This window comes from Flavobacterium oncorhynchi, assembly GCF_002217355.1.
Lineage (GTDB): Bacteria > Bacteroidota > Bacteroidia > Flavobacteriales > Flavobacteriaceae > Flavobacterium > Flavobacterium oncorhynchi.
On record NZ_MUHA01000007.1, the window covers coordinates 117,778 to 141,660 of the forward strand.

Annotated in this window: 23 protein-coding genes; 9 read left to right on the forward strand and 14 right to left on the reverse strand. The window is 33.8% G+C overall.

The genetic code is table 11. The features are described 5' to 3' along the window. Nucleotides 1-75 precede the first annotated feature (75 nt). On the reverse strand, nt 76-1,023 hold the full coding sequence (locus B0A75_RS05960; protein ID WP_089053383.1) for a 2-hydroxyacid dehydrogenase: 948 nt from the start codon (nt 1,021-1,023) through the stop codon (nt 76-78). A 367-nt stretch (nt 1,024-1,390) separates the two neighbouring features. Between B0A75_RS05960 and B0A75_RS05965 the strand changes: the two genes are divergently transcribed. Both B0A75_RS05965 and nhaA read left to right on the forward strand, forming a co-directional pair. Then, on the forward strand, nt 1,391-2,080 hold the full coding sequence (locus tag B0A75_RS05965) for an alpha/beta hydrolase (protein ID WP_089053384.1): 690 nt from the start codon (nt 1,391-1,393) through the stop codon (nt 2,078-2,080). A gap of 159 nt (nt 2,081-2,239) precedes the next feature. Next, nucleotides 2,240-3,382 carry a Na+/H+ antiporter NhaA gene (gene nhaA, locus B0A75_RS05970; RefSeq protein ID WP_089053385.1) on the forward strand — a complete coding sequence of 381 codons (1,143 nt, stop codon included), beginning with the start codon at nt 2,240-2,242 and terminating at the stop codon, nt 3,380-3,382. A 72-nt stretch (nt 3,383-3,454) separates the two neighbouring features. On the opposite strand, the gene proC is transcribed toward nhaA, so the two are convergent. The 12 genes from proC to B0A75_RS20485 form a co-directional block, all read right to left on the reverse strand. After that, nucleotides 3,455-4,231, reverse strand: coding sequence for a pyrroline-5-carboxylate reductase (gene proC / locus B0A75_RS05975; protein WP_089053386.1), 777 nt, complete (start codon nt 4,229-4,231; stop codon nt 3,455-3,457). Nucleotides 4,232-4,412: 181 nt separating this feature from the next. Further along, on the reverse strand, nt 4,413-5,819 hold the full coding sequence (gene mgtE / locus B0A75_RS05980) for a magnesium transporter (protein WP_089053387.1): 1,407 nt from the start codon (nt 5,817-5,819) through the stop codon (nt 4,413-4,415). Beyond that, nucleotides 5,809-6,588, reverse strand: a complete 780-nt coding sequence (gene rsmA / locus B0A75_RS05985; protein WP_089053388.1) for a 16S rRNA (adenine(1518)-N(6)/adenine(1519)-N(6))-dimethyltransferase RsmA — start codon at nt 6,586-6,588, stop codon at nt 5,809-5,811. The genes mgtE and rsmA overlap by 11 nt, the downstream gene beginning before the upstream one ends. A gap of 154 nt (nt 6,589-6,742) precedes the next feature. Further along, nucleotides 6,743-7,054, reverse strand: a complete 312-nt coding sequence (locus B0A75_RS05990; protein ID WP_089053389.1) for a DUF4286 family protein — start codon at nt 7,052-7,054, stop codon at nt 6,743-6,745. A gap of 114 nt (nt 7,055-7,168) precedes the next feature. Continuing rightward, a complete protein-coding gene (locus B0A75_RS05995) occupies nt 7,169-8,950 on the reverse strand; it encodes a tetratricopeptide repeat protein (protein ID WP_089053390.1) in 1,782 nt (593 codons plus the stop codon). Nucleotides 8,951-9,010: 60 nt separating this feature from the next. Next, nucleotides 9,011-9,844, reverse strand: coding sequence for a prolipoprotein diacylglyceryl transferase (gene lgt / locus B0A75_RS06000; protein ID WP_089053391.1), 834 nt, complete (start codon nt 9,842-9,844; stop codon nt 9,011-9,013). Between the two features lie 94 nt (nt 9,845-9,938). Then, nucleotides 9,939-11,210, reverse strand: coding sequence for a serine--tRNA ligase (serS, locus tag B0A75_RS06005; RefSeq protein WP_089053392.1), 1,272 nt, complete (start codon nt 11,208-11,210; stop codon nt 9,939-9,941). Nucleotides 11,211-11,360: 150 nt separating this feature from the next. Further along, nucleotides 11,361-12,770: a T9SS type A sorting domain-containing protein gene (locus B0A75_RS06010; RefSeq protein WP_089053393.1), complete on the reverse strand. Its 1,410-nt coding sequence runs from the start codon at nt 12,768-12,770 to the stop codon at nt 11,361-11,363. 27 nt (nt 12,771-12,797) lie between these two features. Further along, nucleotides 12,798-13,694: a hypothetical protein gene (locus B0A75_RS06015; protein ID WP_089053394.1), complete on the reverse strand. Its 897-nt coding sequence runs from the start codon at nt 13,692-13,694 to the stop codon at nt 12,798-12,800. Between the two features lie 294 nt (nt 13,695-13,988). Continuing rightward, on the reverse strand, nt 13,989-15,533 hold the full coding sequence (locus B0A75_RS06020; protein WP_089053395.1) for a patatin-like phospholipase family protein: 1,545 nt from the start codon (nt 15,531-15,533) through the stop codon (nt 13,989-13,991). A 402-nt stretch (nt 15,534-15,935) separates the two neighbouring features. Continuing rightward, nucleotides 15,936-16,478: a DMP19 family protein gene (locus tag B0A75_RS06025; protein ID WP_089053396.1), complete on the reverse strand. Its 543-nt coding sequence runs from the start codon at nt 16,476-16,478 to the stop codon at nt 15,936-15,938. 52 nt (nt 16,479-16,530) lie between these two features. Then, nucleotides 16,531-16,701 carry a hypothetical protein gene (locus tag B0A75_RS20485; protein ID WP_165765096.1) on the reverse strand — a complete coding sequence of 57 codons (171 nt, stop codon included), beginning with the start codon at nt 16,699-16,701 and terminating at the stop codon, nt 16,531-16,533. A 136-nt stretch (nt 16,702-16,837) separates the two neighbouring features. Here B0A75_RS20485 and B0A75_RS06030 point away from each other — a divergent pair, with 136 nt between their 5' ends. From B0A75_RS06030 to B0A75_RS06050, 5 genes are all read left to right on the forward strand, one after another. Next, the gene (locus B0A75_RS06030) at nt 16,838-17,176 is read left to right on the forward strand and encodes a hypothetical protein (RefSeq protein WP_089053397.1); all 339 of its coding nucleotides are present in this window, start codon (nt 16,838-16,840) and stop codon (nt 17,174-17,176) included. A 64-nt stretch (nt 17,177-17,240) separates the two neighbouring features. After that, a complete protein-coding gene (locus B0A75_RS06035; RefSeq protein WP_089053398.1) occupies nt 17,241-17,519 on the forward strand; it encodes a hypothetical protein in 279 nt (92 codons plus the stop codon). 11 nt (nt 17,520-17,530) lie between these two features. Further along, entirely contained in the window at nt 17,531-18,079 is a 549-nt protein-coding gene (locus B0A75_RS06040; RefSeq protein ID WP_089053399.1) for a DUF6438 domain-containing protein, read from the forward strand. Between the two features lie 3 nt (nt 18,080-18,082). Beyond that, nucleotides 18,083-18,640 carry a YdeI/OmpD-associated family protein gene (locus B0A75_RS06045; protein WP_089053400.1) on the forward strand — a complete coding sequence of 186 codons (558 nt, stop codon included), beginning with the start codon at nt 18,083-18,085 and terminating at the stop codon, nt 18,638-18,640. 74 nt (nt 18,641-18,714) lie between these two features. Beyond that, nucleotides 18,715-19,617 carry a PhzF family phenazine biosynthesis protein gene (locus B0A75_RS06050; RefSeq protein WP_089053401.1) on the forward strand — a complete coding sequence of 301 codons (903 nt, stop codon included), beginning with the start codon at nt 18,715-18,717 and terminating at the stop codon, nt 19,615-19,617. A gap of 58 nt (nt 19,618-19,675) precedes the next feature. Here B0A75_RS06050 and B0A75_RS06055 read toward each other — a convergent pair whose 3' ends face one another. Further along, a complete protein-coding gene (locus B0A75_RS06055) occupies nt 19,676-19,903 on the reverse strand; it encodes a CDGSH iron-sulfur domain-containing protein (protein ID WP_089053402.1) in 228 nt (75 codons plus the stop codon). Between the two features lie 486 nt (nt 19,904-20,389). Between B0A75_RS06055 and metG the strand changes: the two genes are divergently transcribed. After that, nucleotides 20,390-22,525, forward strand: coding sequence for a methionine--tRNA ligase (metG, locus tag B0A75_RS06060; protein ID WP_089053403.1), 2,136 nt, complete (start codon nt 20,390-20,392; stop codon nt 22,523-22,525). Between the two features lie 94 nt (nt 22,526-22,619). Continuing rightward, nucleotides 22,620-23,504, forward strand: coding sequence for a DMT family transporter (locus B0A75_RS06065; protein ID WP_089053404.1), 885 nt, complete (start codon nt 22,620-22,622; stop codon nt 23,502-23,504). The last annotated feature ends 379 nt before the right edge of the window (nt 23,505-23,883 follow it).

Here is a 23,883-nt window from a genome sequence, read left to right on the forward strand (position 1 = left end):
TAAACTAATTATGACGCGAGTTTTTTCACAAGAAAAAACTCGTTATAAACTGTTAACTATTGTAGTTGTCTTTGCTTACTTTTTATAAATGGCCTTTATCTTATCTACAATAACCTGCGCAAGGCGCTCATGGCTTTCAAAAGTCCATCCGGCAATATGTGGTGTTAAGATTACTTTTCTTCCATCTAAAAGATATTGAAAGGCTTCTGGTGTATTTTTATCCTGAAAAAGTGTTTCAAAAGATAGTTTTTCATACTCTAAAACATCCAAACCTGCGCCAAGTACTTTTCCTAACTTCATTGTTGCGACCAAATCTGCCGTTACAATATTTTTACCTCGTGAAGTATTAATGATCCATATTGGCTTTTTGAACTCATTAATAAACGCCGCATCAACCATTTTATCCGTTTCAGGAGTCCACGGAATATGCAAACTCAATACATCGGTTTTTTCATGAAGCTCTTTTAATGATACCTGTCTGGCATTTTCATCGCCTACATTATCTTGAATATCGTAACATAAAACTTCAACATCAAATCCTCTCAGTTTTTTTGCAAAAGCTTTACCCATATTTCCATATCCAATGATCCCAACGGTTTTACCATCAAGTTCATGGCCGCGATTACTTTCTCTATTCCATTGACCTGAGCGAATTTCATAATCGGCAATATTCAATTTATTAAAAAGAGAGAGAATCATTCCTAATGTATGTTCTGCCACAGCATTGCAATTTCCTTCAGGAGCAGCAATTAATTCAATATCTTTATCCAGAGCATAATCACAATCAATACTTTCTAGACCTGCGCCAACTCTTGCTATAAACTGCAAATTGACTGCCTTATCTAAAAACGTTTTGTCGATTTTAAATCGGCTGCGAATTACGATTCCATTATAATCTTGAATTTTCGCCTCAATTTCTTCTTTAGAAGAAGTAAAATCGGCATAATTTTCAAAACCAGCCTCTTCCAGCTGTTTCCATAAAATTGGATGGTTACTATCGATATGTAGAATTTTTACACTCATTTTTATTTAATTTATTAAAACAAAAATACGGTTAATTCTCTTAGTTTTTTATTGATTTATTAATCCTATAAACTCTGCCTGTTTTAAGGAAACCTGAATATCCTTTTCAATAAATTAAAGAAATCCCTTTCAAACCAACTAATGGCTTTCGCATTCCTTACTTTAACATTACAAAAATTAAAACACTAATAAGAGTTAATCAATTAATTTTCATAATTTTATAGATACCTGTTACTTTAAAAACGAATCATAAACCTGCCCCATTTTTCTTAACCTTAAAAAAATAATTGACCAATCGTTTAAACAAACTGATATTAAATTCTAATTAAGCAATTTACATTTTAACCATTTAAACAATAAAACAATTATGGCAACACAAGATTTAACTATTATTTTGGTTCACGGAGCGTGGGGAGATGGATCTCATTGGCAATATGTAATTCCTGAACTGACAAAAAAAGGATATAAAGTGCGCAGTGTTCAAAATCCTTTAACCTCTTTACAAGACGATATAAATAAAACAAAAGATTTAATTGATGCTCAAGACGGCAAGGTACTGCTGGTTGGGCATTCATACGGAGGAGCAGTAATTTCTGGAGCGGGAAACCACGACAAAGTTGCGGGTTTAGTTTATATCGCAGCATTTGCACCAGATGCAGGAGACAGCTTAGGAGCTCTTTTGGGACGAAGAGCCGGCTCGGGAGGCGCCAGTATATATCCTGATCCTAAAGGATTTTTATGGATTAAGTATGATGAATTTCACAAATCATTTGGACAGGATTTAGACGAAGAAAGAGCTTTAGTTATGGCACTGGCTCAAAAACCAATACATGGTCAGTGTTTTGGAGATCAAGCGGGCGAACCTGCATGGAAAACTAAACCAAGCTGGTATCAAATTTCCAATCACGATAATATGATTCCGCCAGAAACTCAAAAAGAAATGGCAGAACAATTAAATCCTAAAAAAATTATTCATTTAGACGCTGGCCATGCATCTCTGGCATCAAAACCTAAAGAGGTAAGTGCTTTAATTCTAGAAGCTGCAGCAGCTCTCTAAGAAACTTAAAACCGCCAATTTAGGCGGTTTTTTTATGGCTTTAGAAAAGAAATACGCCATTGCAAAACTTCAGGATTTTTTATTGGTTATATTTTTTTTTAACTTTGAAAAACAAGAGTTAAAGAAAATTCTTTCTTTCTAAATTATTATACCCTTCAAATGAAACTAACCAAAACTTTTAAAGCCTTTTTTGAAAACGAAAAATCAGGCGGGCTGCTTCTATTATTTGTTACGATTGTTTCGTTGTACCTGGCTAATTCTTCTTATTCTGCTGAATATATCTCGTTTTGGGAAAAAGATTTCAATGGTCATTCTATCACGCATTGGATTAATGACGGTTTAATGACTATTTTCTTTTTATTAATTGGTTTAGAATTAGAGAGAGAAATTTATCATGGTGAATTGTCCAGCATAAAAAATGCTTCACTTCCTATAATGGCTGCTTTTGGAGGAATGTTGGTTCCTGCCGCTATATTTCTAGCGCTAAACTTTGGAACAGCAACTCAAAACGGCGCAGGAATTCCTATGGCAACAGATATTGCTTTTGCAATTGGTATTCTTTCACTTTTAGGAAGCAAAGTGCCATCGTCGTTAAAAGTTTTTTTAACAGCTCTAGCAGTTATTGATGATTTGGGCGCTATAATAGTAATTGCAGTATTTTACACCACTTCGATTGCTTTTGTAAATCTTGCTATTGCATTAGGAATATGGGTTTTCTTGTTTGTTTTGAATCGAATGAAAATTCACAATCTAATTCCATACCTAATCGGCGGAGTTATTATGTGGTATTTTATGCTTAATTCAGGTGTTCATGCTACTATTACAGGTGTTATTCTCGCTTTTGTGATTCCGTTTGGCAATGGAGATGAGCAATCTTCTTCTTATAAACTACAGCATTTTTTACACAAACCAGTTGCCTTTGTAATTTTACCTCTTTTTGCTGTTGCAAATACTTGTATCGCGATCGAATCTGACTGGCATGAAGGATTAAATCACCCAAATACTTTTGGAATTATTCTAGGATTGGTTGTTGGAAAACCATTAGGAATCTTACTATTTTCGTCAATTGGTGTAAGTGCCGGATTATGCGCTTTACCTAAAAACTTAAAATGGGCGCATATTTTAGGAGCAGGAATGCTTGGGGGTATTGGTTTTACAATGTCTATTTTTATCACAATTCTTGCTTTTAAAGATCCTGAAACTATAGTATTTTCTAAAATAGCGATTTTAATTGCCTCTGTATTATCTGGTGTATTTGGGTTTGTTTACCTCAAATATGTTTTGGGAAAGAAAAAAGTCTAAAAAATAAAAAATCCTAACTCCCTACTTATCAAGTTTGGAATTAGGATTTTTAAATATTGATTTTATTTATTCTCAGCCTTTAATTTGTTTCAAAGAAGTCTTAATGCCTTTTATCAATGATGAACTGAAACCATTGTGTTCCATTTCATTCAAACCAACAATTGTACAGCCTTGAGGCGTTGTTACACGGTCGATTAATTGTTCTGGATGCACTTTTTCTTCTAATAACATTTTTGCTGCTCCTTTTACGGTTTGCGCAGCAATTGCTAAAGCCGTGTTTGAATCGAATCCAATTTCAATTCCTGCCTGCATAGAAGCACGAATGTAACGCAAGGCATATGCAGTACCGCAAGCACCTAAAACAGTCGCTGCATCCATTAATTTTTCATCAATTACCGGAGCTGTTCCTAAATCTTGAAATAGATCAACAATTGGCAGTGCTTTTTCACGGTCTTTTTCTGGAAAAGAAATACAGGTTGCCGATTCTCCAAACTGTGCCGCAATGTTTGGCATAATACGCACCACTGGATATTCGTTATTTGTTTTGGATTGAAGAACATCCAAAGACAATCCGCTTACTGCCGAAGCAATTGTTTTATTTTGAATAACTGGCAGAATTTCAGCTAAAACGATATCCACTTGATACGGTTTTATGGTTAAAATCACTACATCAGCTTCCTGAATATTATGTTTATTATCATTAGAAACAGTAATTCCGTATTCAGATAAATATTGAATACTTGCAGTGTTTCTTCTTGTTACTGTAACTTGATTGTTTTTTGAAAATTTTGCAATTCCTAAGGCAATAGAAACGCCTAGGTTCCCTCCCCCTATAATATGTACTTTCATCCTGCTTGGTTTTAATTTATTGTTGGCTGATTAACAGCTCATTTTTCGGCATGTAAATTACGTAGATTTTACCCATTTTAAATCACTGTAAACTATCAATTTGTGGCAAAAATCTAAAGTTCGAAAATCCTTTAGCGGTTGAAAAACCCTAATTCAATGCAGTAAACAAACCTATTTTATTTTATAACAACTTCCCTTTTAAGAGTAAGGACGCAATTGTAAAGTAAATCACTAATCCGGTTACATCAACCAAAGTAGCAACAAAAGGTGCTGATGAAGTTGCAGGATCCAGCTTAAGCTTTTTCAACAAAAAGGGTATCATTGATCCTGAAAGCGTTCCCCACAAAACAATAAATACTAATGAAAGTGAAACTGTCATTCCTATCGCCAACCAGTGCTCTCCATATTCATATAATCCGCTTTGCTGCCAAACTAAAATTCTAATAAAACCAACAATACCTAAGATTGCTCCTAATAGAAATCCAGATGCAATTTCTTTTTTCATTACATACCACCAATCCTTTAAAGTAAGTTCCTTTAAGGCCATAGCACGAATAATCAATGTTGCAGCTTGCGAACCTGAATTTCCTCCACTCGAAATAATAAGCGGCACAAATAAGGCTAGAACAACGGCTTTTTCGATTTCTCCTTCAAAAAATCCCATTGCCGAAGCGGTAAACATTTCACCAATAAACAGAACAACCAGCCAAGTTGCTCTCTTTTTCACCATTTCACCAAGTCGAGTTTGAACGTAAGGAAGTTCTAACGCTTCAAGACCTCCAAACTTTTGAATATCTTCGGTATCTCTTTTTTCGATTTCATCTTTGATTACGTCGATAATATCATCAATTGTAATGCGTCCCACTAAACGTCCTAATTCATCTACTACAGGTATTGCTTCCAGGTCGTATTTATCCATTATTCGAGCAACCTCAACATCTGGTGTTTCAACATTTACAGAATACAATTTTCTAATATAAATATCTGAAATTTGTGTTTTAGTAGAAGTAGTCAGCAAATCCTTAAGTGATAATCTGCCTTTAAGACGGTTTTCATCGTCGACGACATAAATAGAATGTACTCTTGAAACATTTTCGGCTTGAATACGCATTTCTTTCACACAAGTAAGAACGTTCCAGTTTTCATTAACTTTCACTAACTCTTTATGCATGATACCTCCGGCAGTATCTTCATCGTAACGAAGTAAGTCTACAATGCTTTTTGCGTGCTCAACGTCTTGAAGTTCCGAGATTACTTCAGCTTTTCTATCTTTCGAAAGTTCACCAATAATATCTGCGGCATCATTCGTTTCAAGCTCATCAAGCTCTTCTGCAATTTCCTTTGGTGAAAGTCTATTTAAGATTTTCTCACGCAGATCATCCTCTAATTCCAAAAGAATCTCGGCTGTTTTCTCGCTGTCTAAAACCTTAAAAATATAAGTAGCATCTGCAATGTCAATTTCGTCAAGTATTTCGGCGAAATCAGCATGGTGCATGTCATTCAATAAAACCTCTAGCTCTTTATTGTTCTTAGCTTGAATAAGCTGTTCTATTTCCTTAATGAGCTCTTTACTGATTTTAAACTCCATCGGCTTCTATTTTTTGAGTCAAAACAATAAATTCCTCGACACTAAGCTGTTCCGGACGTTTATCAAAGATAGTGTCTTCTCGCAGATTATCAGATAAATTTAATGTTTTCAAACTGTTACGTAATGTTTTTCGTCTTTGCTGAAAAGCCGTTTTTACTACTGTAAAAAATAACTTTTCACCACAAGGAAGACTATAATCTTCCTTTCGGGTCATTTTCATCACACCCGACTTGACCTTGGGCGGAGGAATAAAAACATTTTCATCTACCGTAAACAGATACTCAGTATCATAGAAAGCCTGTGCTAAAACAGATAAGATTCCATAGGCTTTGGAGCCTTTTTTCTCGCAGATTCGTTCTGCAACTTCTTTTTGAAACATTCCCGAAAACTCAGGAATCTGGTCTCTAAACTCTAATGTTCTAAAAACAATTTGAGTAGAGATATTATAAGGGAAATTTCCAATTATTGCAAATTGTTTATCTCCGTATACTTCATGTATATTGTATTTCAGAAAATCTTTCGAGATAATCTGATCTTTTAATTTTGGATAGTTCTCCCCTAAATACGCCACAGATTCGGTATCAATTTCGATCACGTGAGTATTAATTGGTTTCTCGAGCAAATACTTAGTAAGCACACCCATCCCAGGCCCTATTTCTAAAACCTCTTCATATCCCTTTAAGCTCAAAGTATCGGCAATTGCTTTTGCAATACTTTCGTCTTTAAGGAAATGTTGTCCTAAGTGTTTTTTGGCTTTTACTTTTTCCATTTTCTATCTTGTTTTGCCGCGAGGGCGCAAAAGTATTCTTTTTGCTGCAAAGGCTCAAACTTTTTTACTACTAAGACTCAAAGACACAAAGTTTTATTTAGTTTTTTTTCCGATTTTATAACTAAAAGCGCAAAACCGAGATTAAAAACTCAAACTAGTGCTCTGAAATAAGCTCCAATTCTGTTCTAAAAGAGAGCATTTTATCAGCAAATAATTCTAATGCTTCTTGTCTTAATTTAGGTGCGTCTTCAAGGTAATACTTTTCTAAAGTAGCCTTGCTGTCTGTTATATATTGAACTGAATATGTAATACCTCCCATTTCCTCTTCAACTAAAACTCTAACAATTCTTGCCGATGAGAATTTTTGAGTTGCCAAAACTTCTGGTATGTGTTTTTCCTGCATCCATTTTAACCATTGGTCGTGAACGCTTTCGTGTATATTGGTTGTAACGTTGTAAATAATCATTTTTTCTAAAGATTCTGAGATTCTGAGGCATTAAGATGCTGATTTTTTTTCTTTCTAGGCTCTTAATCCCTTATTGAATCATCGTATTATTAATTTGTTTTTTGGAATTTAATTTTACAAATTCTTATCCCCTCTTAACTCTCGGTATTTTTTTCTGGCATCAACAAAGTAAATACTATCCTGATGATTAAAAATTACCTTTTCATATAAAGGCTTTGCCTTTTCTGTATCATGCAATTCGTCGTTGTAAATTTCTGCCGAAAAAAACAGTGCTTCATCAACATAAATTCCGTCGCTGTGATGATCGATAATTTGCTGGTATTGGCTTAAAGCCGAATTGTAATCCTTCAAACTCTCGTAAATCTTACCTAAACGCAACATTGTAACAGCTTCAATTTCCTGTCCTTTATAAGCCTTTAATATGCTTTGAAACTGTGCAATTGCATCTTGTTTTTTATTTTGATAAATTAAAAAATCACCTTTTGCAAACTGTTTCAAAGCTGTTTGTGTCGAATCGGCAGCTTTATTATCGTTTATTAACAAAAAATACTCCAGAGCATCATTGGCAATCAATTGTGTATTTGCCGATTTTAATGCTTTAAACTGTGCTAAAGCCCACTCAAAATCAGTTTTAAAATAACTTGTTTTAGCGGCTTTTAAACTTGCTTCATACACCATAACATCATTCTTTAGATCTAATTGAATCTGCGAATAATAAATTAATGCCTGATTGAATTTTTCTTCTAATAACAAAATATCTGCAAGTTCCATCTTGGCATCTGCCTGCTGATATGCATTCAAATTTAATTCCAGCGCTTTTTTAACAATTGTCTTAGCTTCCTCTGTCTTTTTTAGATTAAAAGCTAAAAAATGCGCTTGAATTAATTGCAAAGATAAGGTAAAAGGAGTTATTTCGTAAGTTGTGAGCAATTGCTGTAACTCATTTGTAATTGCTGGATAATCTTTTTCCTGTGCTTTATCTATTTTAATCTGCATTAAACGGGCGTTGCTCTCTACCAATAAATCTAAATCTTTGGTGTTTTGAAGAATGAAATTTAAAATTTCTTCTGCCGTGTCAGTATCATCTTCATTTATGGCAAACTGGCTCAGATTTACAATGCTTATCAATGATTCTGGTTCGCGTTTGTAAATTGCTTTCTCTTGAATAAATGCTTTTCCAAATTCTTTTTGCTGTACATAAAACCAGCTTAGATAATGATTCCAAAAAACATCTTGATCTTTTTGTGTTTTTAAAATCAAGGCTTTTCGCATAGCATCTTTAAATGCAGTATTATCTGTTTCGCCATTCATAAAACGGGAAAGCTGCGTTTGTATCAAATTGGAATTTTGCGGATTCTGATACGATTCTGTCAGCAGCATATCGATCATTAGATCTGTTTTCCCAAGCTGACCGTATAACATCCCGATTTGGAAGTTAAAATTATAATTGGGCTGTACCTGCATTCCCATTTGATAGGCTTTCACCGCATATTCAAGCAAAACTTTTTTCTCAAAAGAATTACCTATTCCGTAAACATCATTAGGACTTGTTTTGATTTTATCGATTGCCTGCTCGTAGTACGATGTAGCCTTAGAGTCATTTTTTTGTAACTGAAAATTATATCCTAATTCAACTAAAAAAACACCTTGCTTGTATTTGTTATAGCGATCCTGAATCGTTTTTTCGGCAACATCATACATTTGCAGTTGTTGGTAACAGTCTACCGTTCTTAAAAAATACTGCGTATTAGATGGAGAACCTTTTAAAAGCTCTTCATAAATCAGTTTAGCTTTCTCAAAATCGCCTTTCTCATAATAATTATTTGCCAATTGCTCGTTTTGCGCGAATACAAAACCAGACCACAACAAAACGATATAGATAAAGATGTTTTTCATATTCAGCTTATTAAGTTGCGGCTTTTACTTACCTGTTTTAGAATCTGAACACAGTAATTATCAAATTCCTGCGTAATCATTTTTTTGTCTTGACTTTAAAACAATCAAAACTATGCCAATAATTATAAAAGGAATACTCAATAATTGTCCCATATTAAAAAGCATATTATTCTCGAAACTTTCTTGATTTTCCTTAAAAAATTCAATTATAAATCGCGCTAAAAACAATAGTGTCAAAAAGGTTCCAAAAATCAATCCGTTGGCATTTCTAATTCTTTCTGATTTATACATTTTAAACAAAATACCAAAAATCAGTAAATAAGCAAATGCTTCATACAGTTGGGTTGGATGTCTCGGAATCATATCGTCTCTTTGAAAAACAACTCCCCAATTTCCGTTAGTAGCCTTTCCGTAGATTTCAGAATTCATAAAATTCCCAAACCTGATAAATGCTCCTGTTACCGGAACTCCAACTGCCATTTTATCTAAAAGCCACAAAAACTTAACATGATATTTTCGACAGTATAAAACCAATGCAATCAGAACTCCTATTGATCCGCCGTGACTTGCTAAACCTTGATAACCAACAAATTTATAAACTCCCGCTGTTTCTTTTATCGGCAAAAGAATTTCTACTGGATGCTGCATAAAATATTCAGGCTCATAGAAAAAAACATGCCCTAATCTTGCACCCAAAATTGTTCCAACAATTACATAAACCAGCAGACTGTCAAGATTCTCGATAGAAAGATTTTCCTTTTTGTAAATATTCCTTACGATATAATATCCTAATAAAAGTCCGCAAGCAAAAAGCGCTCCGTAATACTTTAAAGGAAAACTATCAGTTATCCAATAAATAACAGGATCTACATTCCAATTTAACACTCCATTCATCCTCTTCAATTTTAATTATGCTGACTGTTACAATTAAGAAAACCTAACAAGTTTAAAAAAACCTGTTAGGTTTAACCCTAAATGTACGAAATTTTTAATTTATGATGTCAAAACCGCAGTAAGGGCGTAAAACTTCTGGAATTACGATTCCTTCTGGTGTTTGATAATTTTCTATAATTCCTGCTAAAACTCTAGGCAAAGCCAATGAACTTCCGTTTAATGTGTGTGCCAATTGGTTTTTACCATCTTTGTCTTTAAAACGCAGTTTTAAGCGGTTTGCTTGAAAAGTTTCGAAGTTAGAAACTGAACTAATTTCTAACCAACGATCCTGCGCTGTAGAAAACACTTCAAAATCATAGGTTAAAGCTGATGTGAAACCCATATCACCTCCACATAAACGTAAAATTCTGTATGGCAATTTTAGTTCCTGCAAAATATTCTTTATATGCTCTACCATTCCGTCAAGCGCTTGGTATGAATTATTTGGGTGTTCTACACGAACGATTTCAACTTTATCAAATTGATGCAAACGGTTTAATCCGCGTACGTGCGCTCCATATGAACCTGCTTCACGACGGAAACATGGTGTATAAGCGGTATGTAAAACCGGCAATTCACTTTCGTTTAAAATAACGTCGCGGAATAAATTGGTAACTGGCACCTCAGCTGTTGGAATCAAATATAAATCATCAACTCCAGCGTGATACATTTGCCCTTCTTTATCTGGCAATTGCCCAGTTCCGTAACCTGAAGCTTCATTTACCAAATGCGGCACTTGAACTTCGTTATATCCTGCAGCTGTATTTTTATCTAAAAAGTAATTGATTAAAGCACGTTGCAAACGAGCTCCTTTTCCTTTGTAAACAGGAAAACCAGCTCCAGTAATTTTTACACCCAATTCAAAATCGATGATGTCGTATTTTTTAACCAATTCCCAATGTGGTTGTGCACCTTCATGCAAAACTGGAATATCTCCTTCTTGAAAAACATTCAAATTATCATCTGGAGTTTTTCCTTCAGGAACGATATCTGCCGGAAGATTTGGAAGTGTGTATAATTTAGTAGTCAGCTCAACAGCCAAAGCTTCTGCTTTTTCGCCAAGTTCTTTACTTTTTTCTTTTAATGAAACGGTTTTTTCTTTTAAAATTGCGGCTTTTGATTTCTCTCCCGCTTTCATTAATTCGCCTATGTCTTTGGATAATTTATTAGATTCAGATAAAATATTGTCTAGCTCAACTTGCGCAGCACGACGGTTTTCATCTAATTTCACCACCTCTTCAACAACGCTTTTAGCATCGATATTTCGTTTTGCTAAAGCCTTGATTACTTTCTCCTGATTTTCTCTAATAAATGCGATTTGTAACATAGCTTGTTTTTTATAACTATTGTATATTTTTTATAACGGAAGCAAATTTAAGCAAATGTTTCCTAAGATTATGACAAAGTTTTTGAGGAAAGAGATATTTCCCACAGATGCATGTGGTTTATCTAAAGGTTTATAAAGAAATTTTAAAATTTATTCTTTTATCATTTTAAAAGTTTGAACTGAACCGTCAACTGTGATTTTTAAAATATAAAATCCCGAAAGCAAACCCGAAACATTTATCGTTCCGTCGCTTGTTTTTCCTTTTAAAACAGACACGGACTCAAAGTTAAAAAACTCAAAATCATAGTTTTTAGCACCTAAATTCTCAACTGTAATTGTCGTCACGGCAGGATTTGGAAAAATAAAAGGCTTGCTCTTTCCCTCTTCTTTTGACGGCATATTATTGCAGGCATTTTCTAAAAGCATATCGAGATCAAATTCATCATACGTTAAAGCATAATTAAGTTCTTTTGCTTTTATAAACAACTTACAGGCATCATTATATTTTTTTTGATCCAGATAAATGATTCCAAGATTTTTCATCGCGTAGGAATTGTTTTTATCCATCTCCAGCGCCATTTTTAAATCGGCAATTCCTTTGTCCGATTCTCCAAGTTTATGATAGATTAAACCTCTGGTCGTTCTTAAATCTCGTCCTCCATATGCTGTTGTTCTTTCTATAATAGCACTTTCAGATACAAAGGCAAACATGATATTATCCATTGCTTTTTCGTACTCGCCAATATCGCTGTACAATCTTGCAAGTCCCCATCTGGCGTGTGCATGATCGGGTTTTGCTGCTATGATTTTCTCTAAATAATAACGCGCCAAATCATACGATTTTCGCTGTTGCAACAATGTTGCAAAATTATATAAAATGCGATAATCATTGGGTGCATTCTGGATTGCTTTAAAATAATAATGAAAGGCAAAACTTTCCATTTCGAGTGATCCATAAATGCTTGCCATACGATCATAAAGCTTACTGCGAAAAGCAGCAGCTTTCTTTTGCGCTGAATCTGATAAAACTAAATTCTTGTTTTTAGGATCTCTATCAATACTATATTCAACCTTTTTTAAATCCTCAATGGCCAATGTTGTATTACCAAGGCTGATTCTTAAAACTCCTCGATTATAGAGATCGTTAATTCTTGTTGGATTAAAATTAGTTTTTGCATTAATTTCTGTCAGCATTTTTAATGCTTTCTTGACTGTTTCTTCTCGGTCTTTATTAAAAGGCAGTTTATGATCTACTCTGCTGGTTAATTTTCCGTGCACAAAATTCCACGTTACGAGTTTTTCACCTTGTTTGTTGAACTGAAAACAATCGCCGTCTTTTTTACCGTCTTTATCAAAATAAAAAACTTCATTTAGTTTCCCGTTTGAATAATAAGTTTTAGAACTGTCTGGCTTTTTATCGGCTCCATACCAAATCTCAATAGACACTACATGATCGTCATAAAAATACCGTGTCACATTATTAGACACTTCTCTTTCCCTTTCTTGTGCCAGCAAAAAAACAGGTAAAATCAATAAAACAAAAAGTATTTTTTTTAGCATTTATTTAGTTTCTATACGTGTACAAAATTATAAAAATCGGCTTTGATCGTCTTTTTTAAACGTGTAGATTTTGCCATTGTATCGCAGCCTTTGAAATTCTTTTTTAACTTTTAAATCATTCATTTTTTCAATATCATTTTCTAAGTCTTCCTCTGCAGCGGCTTCGTACGAAAATATTTTTGAAACCAATAAATCATAAAATCCATTTGACTGAGCATCAGAAATACTAATACCGGTTTCGAGCGTTTCAATTTGATAGGTACCGCTTCCGTCTGAATCTCCATTTACTGACCGAATAGGATATTCGTACAATAATTTCTTCATTTTATTTCCGTCGAAAGTCATAATCGTGAGCTTTTCCTCAGAATACACTACCACTCTGCTGTTTGAATACACTGCTGTGGTAAAAGCAATTGCCTGATTCTTTTCATCTAGTTTCAATAGATTTTTCAAAATATAGGTTTTACCAACTCTTAAGCCTTTATTTTCATAATAGCCAAGACCAACATCAGATTCTTCCGCCAGAATTTTTCCGTCGCTGTTGTTTACGAAAACATATTTTCTTTCGTAATAATTGCCACGATTTTCATCATTTGATTTTGATTTGTTCTCCTTTCTAACAATACAAATCACAAAAAAAGTTGTTTCCTCATTGTATTTTATCGAGCTGACATCTTCTATTTTAACAGCATTATATTCGATTTTCAAGTTTTCGGATACTTTTTTGAGCAGACTTAAATCTAATTCGTCAGAAGAAATTATATATTCACTATTCTTGAAAATCAGTTTTTCAACTGGTTTAGGTGTCTCTGTTTTTAGAGCCAGCGATGAAGCATTTTCCTCAATGATTTCTTTCTCTTTTTTTCCACAAGAGGATAAAAATAGAAAAATGCCACTGAGAATTAAGTAGGTTTTAATTCTCATTGTTCTTGATTTTAATAATTAGGGGCTGCCAAATATAAAATAATCTGCTTACCCTTTTTAATTAAAATCACTTTTTTAAGAAAGCCCTTAATTTAACGCACTAGCTGTAATTACTTTCAGCACATAGAAACATAGCTTTTGCAGTCTAAATTAGGCGCTTCACTTTTTTTAAATAAACATAGCTGTGCTATGCGAAAGAAACGTGTTTCTTTTTGTCTTCTTTTTTAGATACAAAACCTATGTTTCTATGCGTTTAATCATTGTTGTTTTTGCAGTTACACTCAATGAGTTAATTTACTTATACTCTACGAGTAATTCTCTTAATTCATTTGTTTTTAAAAATACCGCAAAGCGTCCGGATAAAAGCAAGACATCTCTTTCCTGAGCGGTAATTCGCAATTTTGTTTCAACGTGAGAAGCGTATTCATACAACAGTAAAACTTCGCTTGCAGTCAATTCTGGAAATTTATCTTTATCGAGTGTTGCTACTATTATTTCGCCGTCTTTATCTTTTTTAAAGGCACTTTCACCAAATCTAGTGACCAAATCTTCCTTAAAATTGACAAACAGCTTAATCCAACTGCTGGAATCGTCGTTTGTTCCTTTCAATTCTGCCACTAAATCATTGTAATCTTGATCTTTCACCATTTTCAGCAAATGGTCCCGAATTGTAGTAAAACCAATTATCTGATAATTCTTAACAGGAATCTTATATCTTTCAAAAGTACTTTCTACATCTTTATCAAAAGTCATATATCGCGTTTGAACCGTATAAAGAGAAGCCGTTTCAAACAACGAAAGAAGCCCTATTTTCGTGTCGTTTATATAAGGTTCCTTTTTTCCCTGACCGAGACAATCAATAAAAACGGCTTTTTTATTTTTATCATTTACTTTAGTATCGCTGTGAAGTACTTCAGCCAAAGTTTTATATCCCATATTATCCGAAGCACCGCCGTCTATAATACACAATATTTTACTTTGATCTTTGACGCCAAATTTAACCTTTGGCAAAACACCCGGAAAGGCAGAACTCGCCGTAATACCATACGTTACAGGAAAATTATATCCGTCATTAATTTCACTTTCGTTTAATGGCAAAGCAGCTCTATTTGGCGCAAGCGATGCATTAAGCTTTAATCCTTTAATAATATGCGGCATAAACGGAATTCGTTCTCCGTTATTAAAAGCAGTTCCATTAGCAATAAACATTGGCATCAAAGGCACAACATTACTTTCTTTTGGGATAAAAAAATCAGACAGCAGCATTTGTTTTCCAAATTTATCTTTGTTGTCAGGATTTATAGCATCGTATTGCAAAATATCGGCATCTATGCGCTGTGTCATTGATACTCGATCTCCTTTTTCGTTACGGCTGTTGTTTAAAAGCGACAATATATTGGCCGATTTATCGACATAGTCTTTATATGCGTCTGCTTTCGAAAAATAAAACTCGTTGAAAGAACAGTTGTCTTGAAATAATTTATTCTTGAGAATGGTTAAATAATATCCTGCCGAAAAACAGCCGCCCGAAACTGTCGAATAATAGTCGATTTCATTCAAAAAATTGCGCTGCAGATTGTTCTCGCTAATTTCTTCAAGACCAAGAAGAACTCCCATGCTGAAAAACTGCGCTCTTGAACCGCCTCCAGAAATACTTATGCCGAGTGCAATATTAGGATTCTGAAAACTGGGATCTCTTTCCTGAACTGATTTATAATCATTTAAAGAAACTGCAGGAATGGAGCTGTAATTGATTTCAGAAAAAAGATTAATTTTGTTTTGAGAAATTGCTGTTTGCATAAAAAGAACAAGCAAAATTTGGCAGTATTTATTTCTCATTTTGGGCCTTTTTAAAATCCGTAAAACACTCAAAGCGAAATTAATAAAGTTATTTCACAAAATAATAGCAGGACTGCGTAAAGATTTGTTAAGTTTTCTCTGTTGGGTATAATTCTTCCAACACATAGAAACATAGCTTTTGCAATCGAAAATTAGGCGTTTCACTTTTTTTAAATACATATAGCAATGCTATGCGAAAGAAACATGTTTCTTTTTGTATTCTTTTTTAGATATAAATCTATGTTTCTATGTGTTAGATTATTTTTTAGCCAACTACAAACCAACAGGCTAAGCAGTACTCTTAGTGAGGTCTTACTCTTTTTAACCAATAGTTTCAAAAAGAGTAACTAATCACAAAACCTTTGAACCTTTGCCACTCTGAACCTTTGAACCTTAAAAAAATTACGCTCTTTTTATTTCGTGTCCAACAAACTCTTCCAAAACTGCAAATATTTCATCTACAGGAAGCACTTCAAAATCAGGGTGATTTTTTAGGAAATTGGCATTTAATTCTACCAAGTTTTCATCTAATTCAAAATAAGTATTATTGTTCAGCAAATCTCTTGTTGGGTTTACACCTTCAAACTTTCCTTTAAGAAATTTAGCAATTTTTACACTGCTCAATAATTTGACTCTTTTAGCTTGTGCCTGAAATAACTCCAAATGTTTTTCGGCACCAATCAAAGTCAAACCTTCTTCAATCAATTCGTTTAGTTCTTTGTTCCAACCAGAATTATAGACAAACTGCGAAAAATTTCCAGCTGCATACTGCGACGCATAATAATCTAAATAATAACTCAACAAAGCATCTTCATGAATCAAATCGTCATCTACTTTTTCTTCACGCATCAGGTTGATTACCGAAATATTAGAGTTGATAATATCCTGTGGATTTTCACTTTCCATTGCTGTTTCAGAAACTATAATTCTACCAAATTCCTCCATTTTGTTTTATTTTGAGATTATTTTTAAATTAAAGACTAAGAAATCTACTAAGTTAAACCGCGCCAGATTCGTCGTTCTTCTTCATTTCGTTCATTTTCGCAACTAAAGCTTTCAATCGTAAAGCACGTTCTCTTTTTTCTTCTTGAAGTTTAGCCTTTTTACGATTTAGTAATTTGGTATGTAAAGCCTTGTTTTTAGTATTCTTTTCGGGTCCTTTTGCCATGATTCACATCCTTACTGTTTTGCTTTGCAAATTTCGTCCAAATAATGATATAATCAACAATGTTTTTATATGAGTTTATTACGAAACAAAAAAGATTATTTTAGCATAATAATAACATCCTTAAAACCAAAGTTTCATGAAAAAGAAAAACCTTGCTATTGCAATTATCTCACTTTTATCATTTTCAATGTATTCTCAAAACAGATATGAACTCCAAGATGAAGGAGCAGAAAAACTTTATTTATCAGACACTATAATATCACTGGCTAAAAACAAAACAATTACAAATCAACCAATCGTTGTAATTGACGGAAAACCTTATCGCTTTCAGGATCTAGAAAAAGAGAAAATTCAGTTGCATAAAGACGAAATTAAAAAAATTGTCCCTCTTGAAAGACAAATAGGAATTAACATATATGGCAATTTTGCTGAAGCTGGTGTTTTAATTATTACAACTAATAAACAAACAAAATAGCCTTAATAATTTCTGTAAAGTAACTCAAAATTCACCTGTAAAAAATCTTGAAACTGCCAATTCTATGAGTTTACCAAAAAATCTAACCTTATTCTATGTCGCAGGAATTCTCTCTATTATTATTGGAATTATTTACGCTGTAATCCTGATAAACGGAAGTTCTGCCCCAGATGGATTAATGGGAATTTATATTTTGTTTTGGTTAATTCCAGTTTTTGCAGTTGTATTAATAGATCGTTTTTTAGTCAAAAAATTTGGAAACCAAAAAGTTAATAAAGTTCAATTCTCTTTTTTGTTATTCATTATACTTTTATGGATTATTAGAGTTATTACTAATTTGTAATTTTAGTAATTATGAAGAAAACAACTTTACTGGTCATAATCTTATTTATTTTCTTTGGATGCAAAAAAGAGGACGATAATACAACACCATTTAAATATTTTGATTTTTCCTTTAATAATACTTTCGGAACCTGTTTTTCAATCAAGTTTACTCCAAAAGATATTATTTATCTAAGAGAACATTGGAATAGTAACACTGCTTTTGACAGTACTAAAAGCCCTAAAAACAAAACAAATTATATAGCATACTTAAGTAAAAAAGACAGAAAAGAGCTGTCTGATTTAATATCTAAAACACAGCTAAAAAATTACGACTCCATGTACAATGAAGATTATACTGATGGAAGATTTTACATAATGTATATAGATAAAGATTCAATCAAAAAATCCATAGCGGTACATAGTCGTAAAAAAGACGTTCCAAAAGAATTAGATTCTTTAGCAATATGGATTTATAATTGGAAGAAAACGGCAAAATTAATTGAAACAAAGAAAAAATTATTCTTTTTCAGCTCCAAGTATATCCTTCCACCACCTCCTCCTCCACTAAAAAGCAACTAAATCATGAACCCAATCTTCTTCCCAACCCCAGAAAAATTTAGAGCATGGTTAGAAAAAAATCATGATAAAGAAACCGAACTTATAGTAGGTTTCTATAAAATGAGCACCAAAAAACCATCAATGACCTGGTCAGAATCTGTAGATCAGGCGCTTTGTTTTGGCTGGATTGACAGCGTTAGAAAATCAATTGACGAAGAAAGTTATTCGAACAGATTTACACCCAGAAAAAAGTCAAGCAACTGGAGCGCCATTAACATCAAAAAAGTCGAAGAACTTACCAAGGCAGGACTTATGAGAGAAGCCGGATTAAAAGCTTTTGAATTAAGATCTGATGCAAAATCTGGAATTTATTCTTATGAAAAAGAACCTGAAGTTCTCGATCCTGAATTTGAAAAACAATTTAAAGCCAATAAACCAGCTTGGAACTTTTTCGACAATCAAGCGCCATCGTACAAAAAAGTTATGATTCACTGGATTATGAGTGCTAAACAAGAAAAAACCAGACTTTCGAGATTGGAAAAAGCAATAAACATAAGTGCTGAACAAAAACGAATGTTGTAAAAGCTGTTGTTTTCGTATTTTTTAAGCACTAACTTTATTCCGTCTAAAAAAGTGTCAGCTAAAAAGAAAAAGGAATGGAAGGAAGAAAAGCATTAGAATATTATGTTTTGGATGTGTTTTCAAACGAAAGCTACAAAGGAAACCCCCTTTCGGTGGTTTTTACAAACGGTAATTTAGAACTAGAAACCTATCAAAACATCTCCAAAGAATTTGGCTATTCCGAAACTTCATTTGTTTATTATTCCCCAACGCAAAAAGCATTAAACGTGCGTTCGTTTACTCCAACCGGAATCGAAATTGACGGCGCAGGACACAATTTATTAGGAGCGGTTTGCGGAGCTTTGTTAAAAGGAATACCCATATTTAAAGACCAACAAGAAAACGCTCGTTTCGTAATCATGAAACACGCTGCAATTCCGTTAACCGTAAGTTTTGATCCTGTAAGCTTTTATCCTGTTGTACAAATGCATCAGAAATCGGCTGTTCTTAAACAAGAAATACCAACCTACAAATTAGCCGTTGCACTTGGTTTAAAAATTGAAGATTTAGACAGCAACGATTTTGTTCCCACAATCGTTAAAACCGAAGTTTCACATACTATGGTTCCCATTAAAAACAGTCAAATCCTGAACGACTGTATTCCAGATCCTAAGCTGTTAATCGAAATTTCGAAAGAATATCAATCTGAAGGTTTTTATTGCTTTACCATAAAAGGTCAAAATGAAGAACATATTGCCGAAACTAGATTTTTTAATCCAATAATCGGAATTTATGAAGATCCCGCAACAGGAACTGCCGCAGGTCCGTTAATTGGATTTTTAACTCAAAAGAAACAAGCAAAACTCAATCACGAATATAAAATCCTGCAAGGTGTAAAATTAAATCAGCCTTCGATTATTGAAGTTATGAATCGCGAAAATGATATTTTGGTTGGCGGTTCATCCATAATTACAATGAAAGGGGAACTTTATCTATAAACAAAAAAGCTGCATCTAGAAAATGCAGCTTTTTTTTATATTCAAATTAGAAAAAATCTTAATTTGTTTTCATTGGAGGTAAATCGAATGCAACAGATTCGTGTTCGAAATTATTTCTGTGTCCGCCATCGCAAAATGGTTTGTTTGCCGATAATCCGCAACGGCAAAGACCAAGTGCAGATCTTCCTTGTAATCCGTATACAGCTCCTTCAGAATCCATGATTTCAAAATCACCTTCGATTTTGATTGATCCATTTTTATTGATGATTAATTTTGTCTTGCTCATAAACTTGTTTTTTAGTTTTTTTTCGGAAGGCAAAGATTGCGAAATAAATCTTGAAGATTTTAGTCGCAAGGCTAGTTTAAACTGGTTCTATTTTAATGGAGATTTACCACAAATATTGTCAGACTGAGCGAAGTCGAAATCTCTCAAAGATTTTATATTTATTTACGCTGAAATAATCTCGCAAAGTTGCAGAATCGCAAAGTTTTACTTCATTTTATGTCATTTCGACGTAAGGAGAAATCTTCGCGAGAAACACCATTCCTAAAATCTCCAATCTTTGTCGAGCTGCTTACAAAGATTTCTCCTTACGTCGAAATGACAAGATTGTGTGAAACTAGCACAGGCTTCGACTTCGCTCAGCCTGACAAAACGGTTAAAAAACTTTGCGCCTCTGCGACTTTACGAGATTAAAAAACTCAGCGAATGGCTGCGTAATAACAAAATCTCAATTCTATTGCTTATTTTTGCACTCAATAAAATTGAGTTATGATACAAAATCCAAAGAGATATACTATTACAGCAGCGTTACCTTATACTAATGGACCAATCCATATTGGGCATTTGGCGGGGGTTTACGTGCCTGCAGATATATATTCTAGATACTTGCGTTTGCAAAATAAAGACGTTGCGTTTATCTGTGGAAGCGATGAACACGGTGTTGCAATTTCGATGAAAGCAAAAAAAGAAGGAGTTACGCCACAAGAAGTTATTGATAAATACGACGGAATCATCCGTAAATCGTTTGCAGATTTCGGAATTTCATTTGATAATTATTCCAGAACATCGGCAAAAATTCATCATGATACGGCTTCAGAATTCTTTAGAACTTTGTATGATAAAGGAGATTTTATTGAAGAAGTTACAGAGCAATTGTACGATGCAAAAGCAAATCAATTTTTAGCAGACCGTTTTGTGGTTGGAACTTGCCCAAAATGTGACAATCCAGAAGCTTACGGCGATCAGTGCGAAAAATGCGGATCGACTTTGAATGCTACTGATTTAATCAACCCAAAATCGACAATTACAGGTGAAACTCCAATTTTAAAAGAAACAAAACACTGGTTTTTACCTTTAGACAGATATTCTGATTTCTTGACTAAATGGATTTTAGAAGGTCATAAAAACGACTGGAAACCTAACGTTTACGGCCAAGTAAAATCTTGGATCGACGGCGGACTTGAACCTCGTGCGGTAACGCGTGACCTTGATTGGGGAATTGACGTTCCTGTTGAAGGTGCCGAAGGAAAAAAATTATACGTTTGGTTTGATGCGCCGATTGGTTACATTTCTTCTACCAAAGAATGGGCAGCGCGCGAAGGAAAAGATTGGGAACCGTATTGGAAAGATGAAGAAACGAAACTGGTTCACTTTATCGGAAAAGACAATATCGTTTTTCACTGTATCATTTTCCCAGCAATGCTTAAAGCTGAAGGAAGCTACATTTTACCAGACAATGTTCCGGCAAATGAGTTTTTGAATCTGGAAGGAAACAAACTTTCGACTTCAAAAAACTGGGCAGTTTGGTTACATGAATATTTAGAAGAATTTCCAGACAAACAGGATGTTTTACGTTATGCATTAACATCAAACGCGCCGGAAACAAAAGATAACGATTTTACTTGGAAAGATTTCCAAGCTAGAAATAACAACGAATTGGTTGCTATTTTCGGAAACTTCATTAATCGCGTTGTGGTTTTAACCAACAAATATTATGAAGGTGTTATTCCAACGCCAAATGAATTTACTGAAGTTGACGAAGCTGTTTTAGCAGAATTAAAAGCGTATCCAGCTGTAATTTCAAGTTCGGTTGAGCGCTACAGATTCCGTGAAGCATTAGGCGAATTAATGAATGTTGCTCGTTTAGGAAACAAATATCTTGCTGACGAAGAGCCTTGGAAAGTAATGAAAGACAATCCAGAGCGTGTAAAAACTCAAATGTATGTAGCACTTCAAATTGCTGCGGCGTTGAGCGTTTTGGCTGAACCGTTTTTACCTTTTACAGCTGCAAAATTGTCTAAAATCTTGAATTTAGGTGATCTTAAAGAACATTTTGAAGGATTCAGCAAATTCTTGAAAGAGAAAAATCGTGATGCAAAAGACATCATTTTGGATAAAACATTAGGTTGGAATGATATTACTGAAAATTCAGATTTAATTCCTGCTGGACATAAAATTGGCGAAGCTGAATTGCTTTTTGCTAAAATCGAAGACGAAGAAATACAAAAACAAATAGATAAATTGGAAGCAACAAAAACGGCTAATCTTGCTGAAAGCAAACAACCTGAACCACAAAAAGATTTAATTCAGTTTGAAGATTTTGCGAAAATGGATATCCGTATAGGAACTATTCTAGAAGCGGAAAAGATGCCAAAAGCAAACAAACTTTTAGTTCTTAAAGTGGATACTGGAATTGATGTTCGTACAATTGTTTCAGGAATTGCCGAGAGTTTTTCTCCAGAAGAAATCGTTGGTAAACGTGTTTCTGTTTTAGCTAATTTAGCACCAAGAGCTTTACGCGGTGTTGAAAGCCAGGGAATGATTTTAATGACAACAAATGCCGAAGGAAAACTGGTTTTTGTAAATCCTGATGCTGACGCTCCAAACGGATCGACTGTAAACTAAAGATTTATATAGTTATATAAATTGCGTGAGTCGATTATTCTTAATTTGATTCACGCAATTTTCTTTTTATCTATAAGCCTAAAAACAAACAATAATGAAACTCACTAAACCAAGATTAGCCCTAATCTGCGGTATACTCTGCATCTCGATTTTCCCAATATTGGTTAAATTACGTTTAACATCAGGATTAATTTCGGCTTTCTACCGAATGTTTTTTGCTGTTATTCTGCTTTTGCCTTATGTGCTTTTAAGTAAAAACTTTAAACTTCCGAGTTTAAAACTTACGCTTTTGGCAATGCTTTGCGGAATTTTATTTTCATCGGATGTGGCAGTTTGGAATATCGCCATTCAGGATTCGAGTGCAACGCAGGCTTCATTGCTTACAAACTTATCGCCGGTTTGGGTAGGAATTGGTTCCTTTTTATTTCTAAAATCAAAACCTGCGACAAATTTCTGGATTGGAACAATTGTTTCTTTATTCGGAATGGTAACTTTGGTTGGTTTTGAGTTCTTTATTGATCTCAATTTCAATCAGGCCTTTCTGTTTGCTGTTTTATCAGGAATTTTATATTCGATTTATCTTTTGGTCAGCAAAAATGTATTATCAGAAGTTGATGTACTTTCCTTTATGACAATCAGTTTATTTACATCGAGCATCTATTTAGGAATTCTATGTTATTCTTTAAACGAACCTTTTACAGGATTTTCAAATACAGGCTGGTTTGTATTAGTACTTCAAGCAGTAATATGCCAATTGTGTGCGTGGCTTTCGATTAGTTATGCCACACAGCATATGCGCGCAACAAGAGTATCGCTGAGTTTATTAAGTCAGGCTGTAATAACATCAATTTTAGCTTGGTTGTTTTTAGAAGAAAAAATAACTTTACAAATGGTTTTTGGCGGTATTATTTTACTTTTCGGAATTAGAATTACGTTTTACGATAAAACAATTTCTTTGAAAAAGCTTTTTTCTAAGTAAAGAACAGCTCACAGATTTCCACAGATTTAAAGAATTAACATAGATTATTAATTAATTTTTAAAAAGGTTCTCACGCAGATTTGGCAGATTAAGCAAATGAAAATCCTTTTAATCTAAATAATCTGTGGCTAAAAAATTAGTGCAATTCGCGTAATTCGTGGCTAAAAAAATCTCACGCAGATTTGGCAGATTGAGCAGATATTTTTTTTAATCTTAATATCCCGACAGCTATCGGGAGTGACAAAAAAATTAGTGCAATTCGTGTAATTCGTGGCTAAATATTTTCACACAGATTCAGCAGATTTGAGCAGATTTTAAAAAATCATTTTAATCTCAATAATTTGTGGCAAAAAAACCTGAAACCTGAAACAACAAAAAA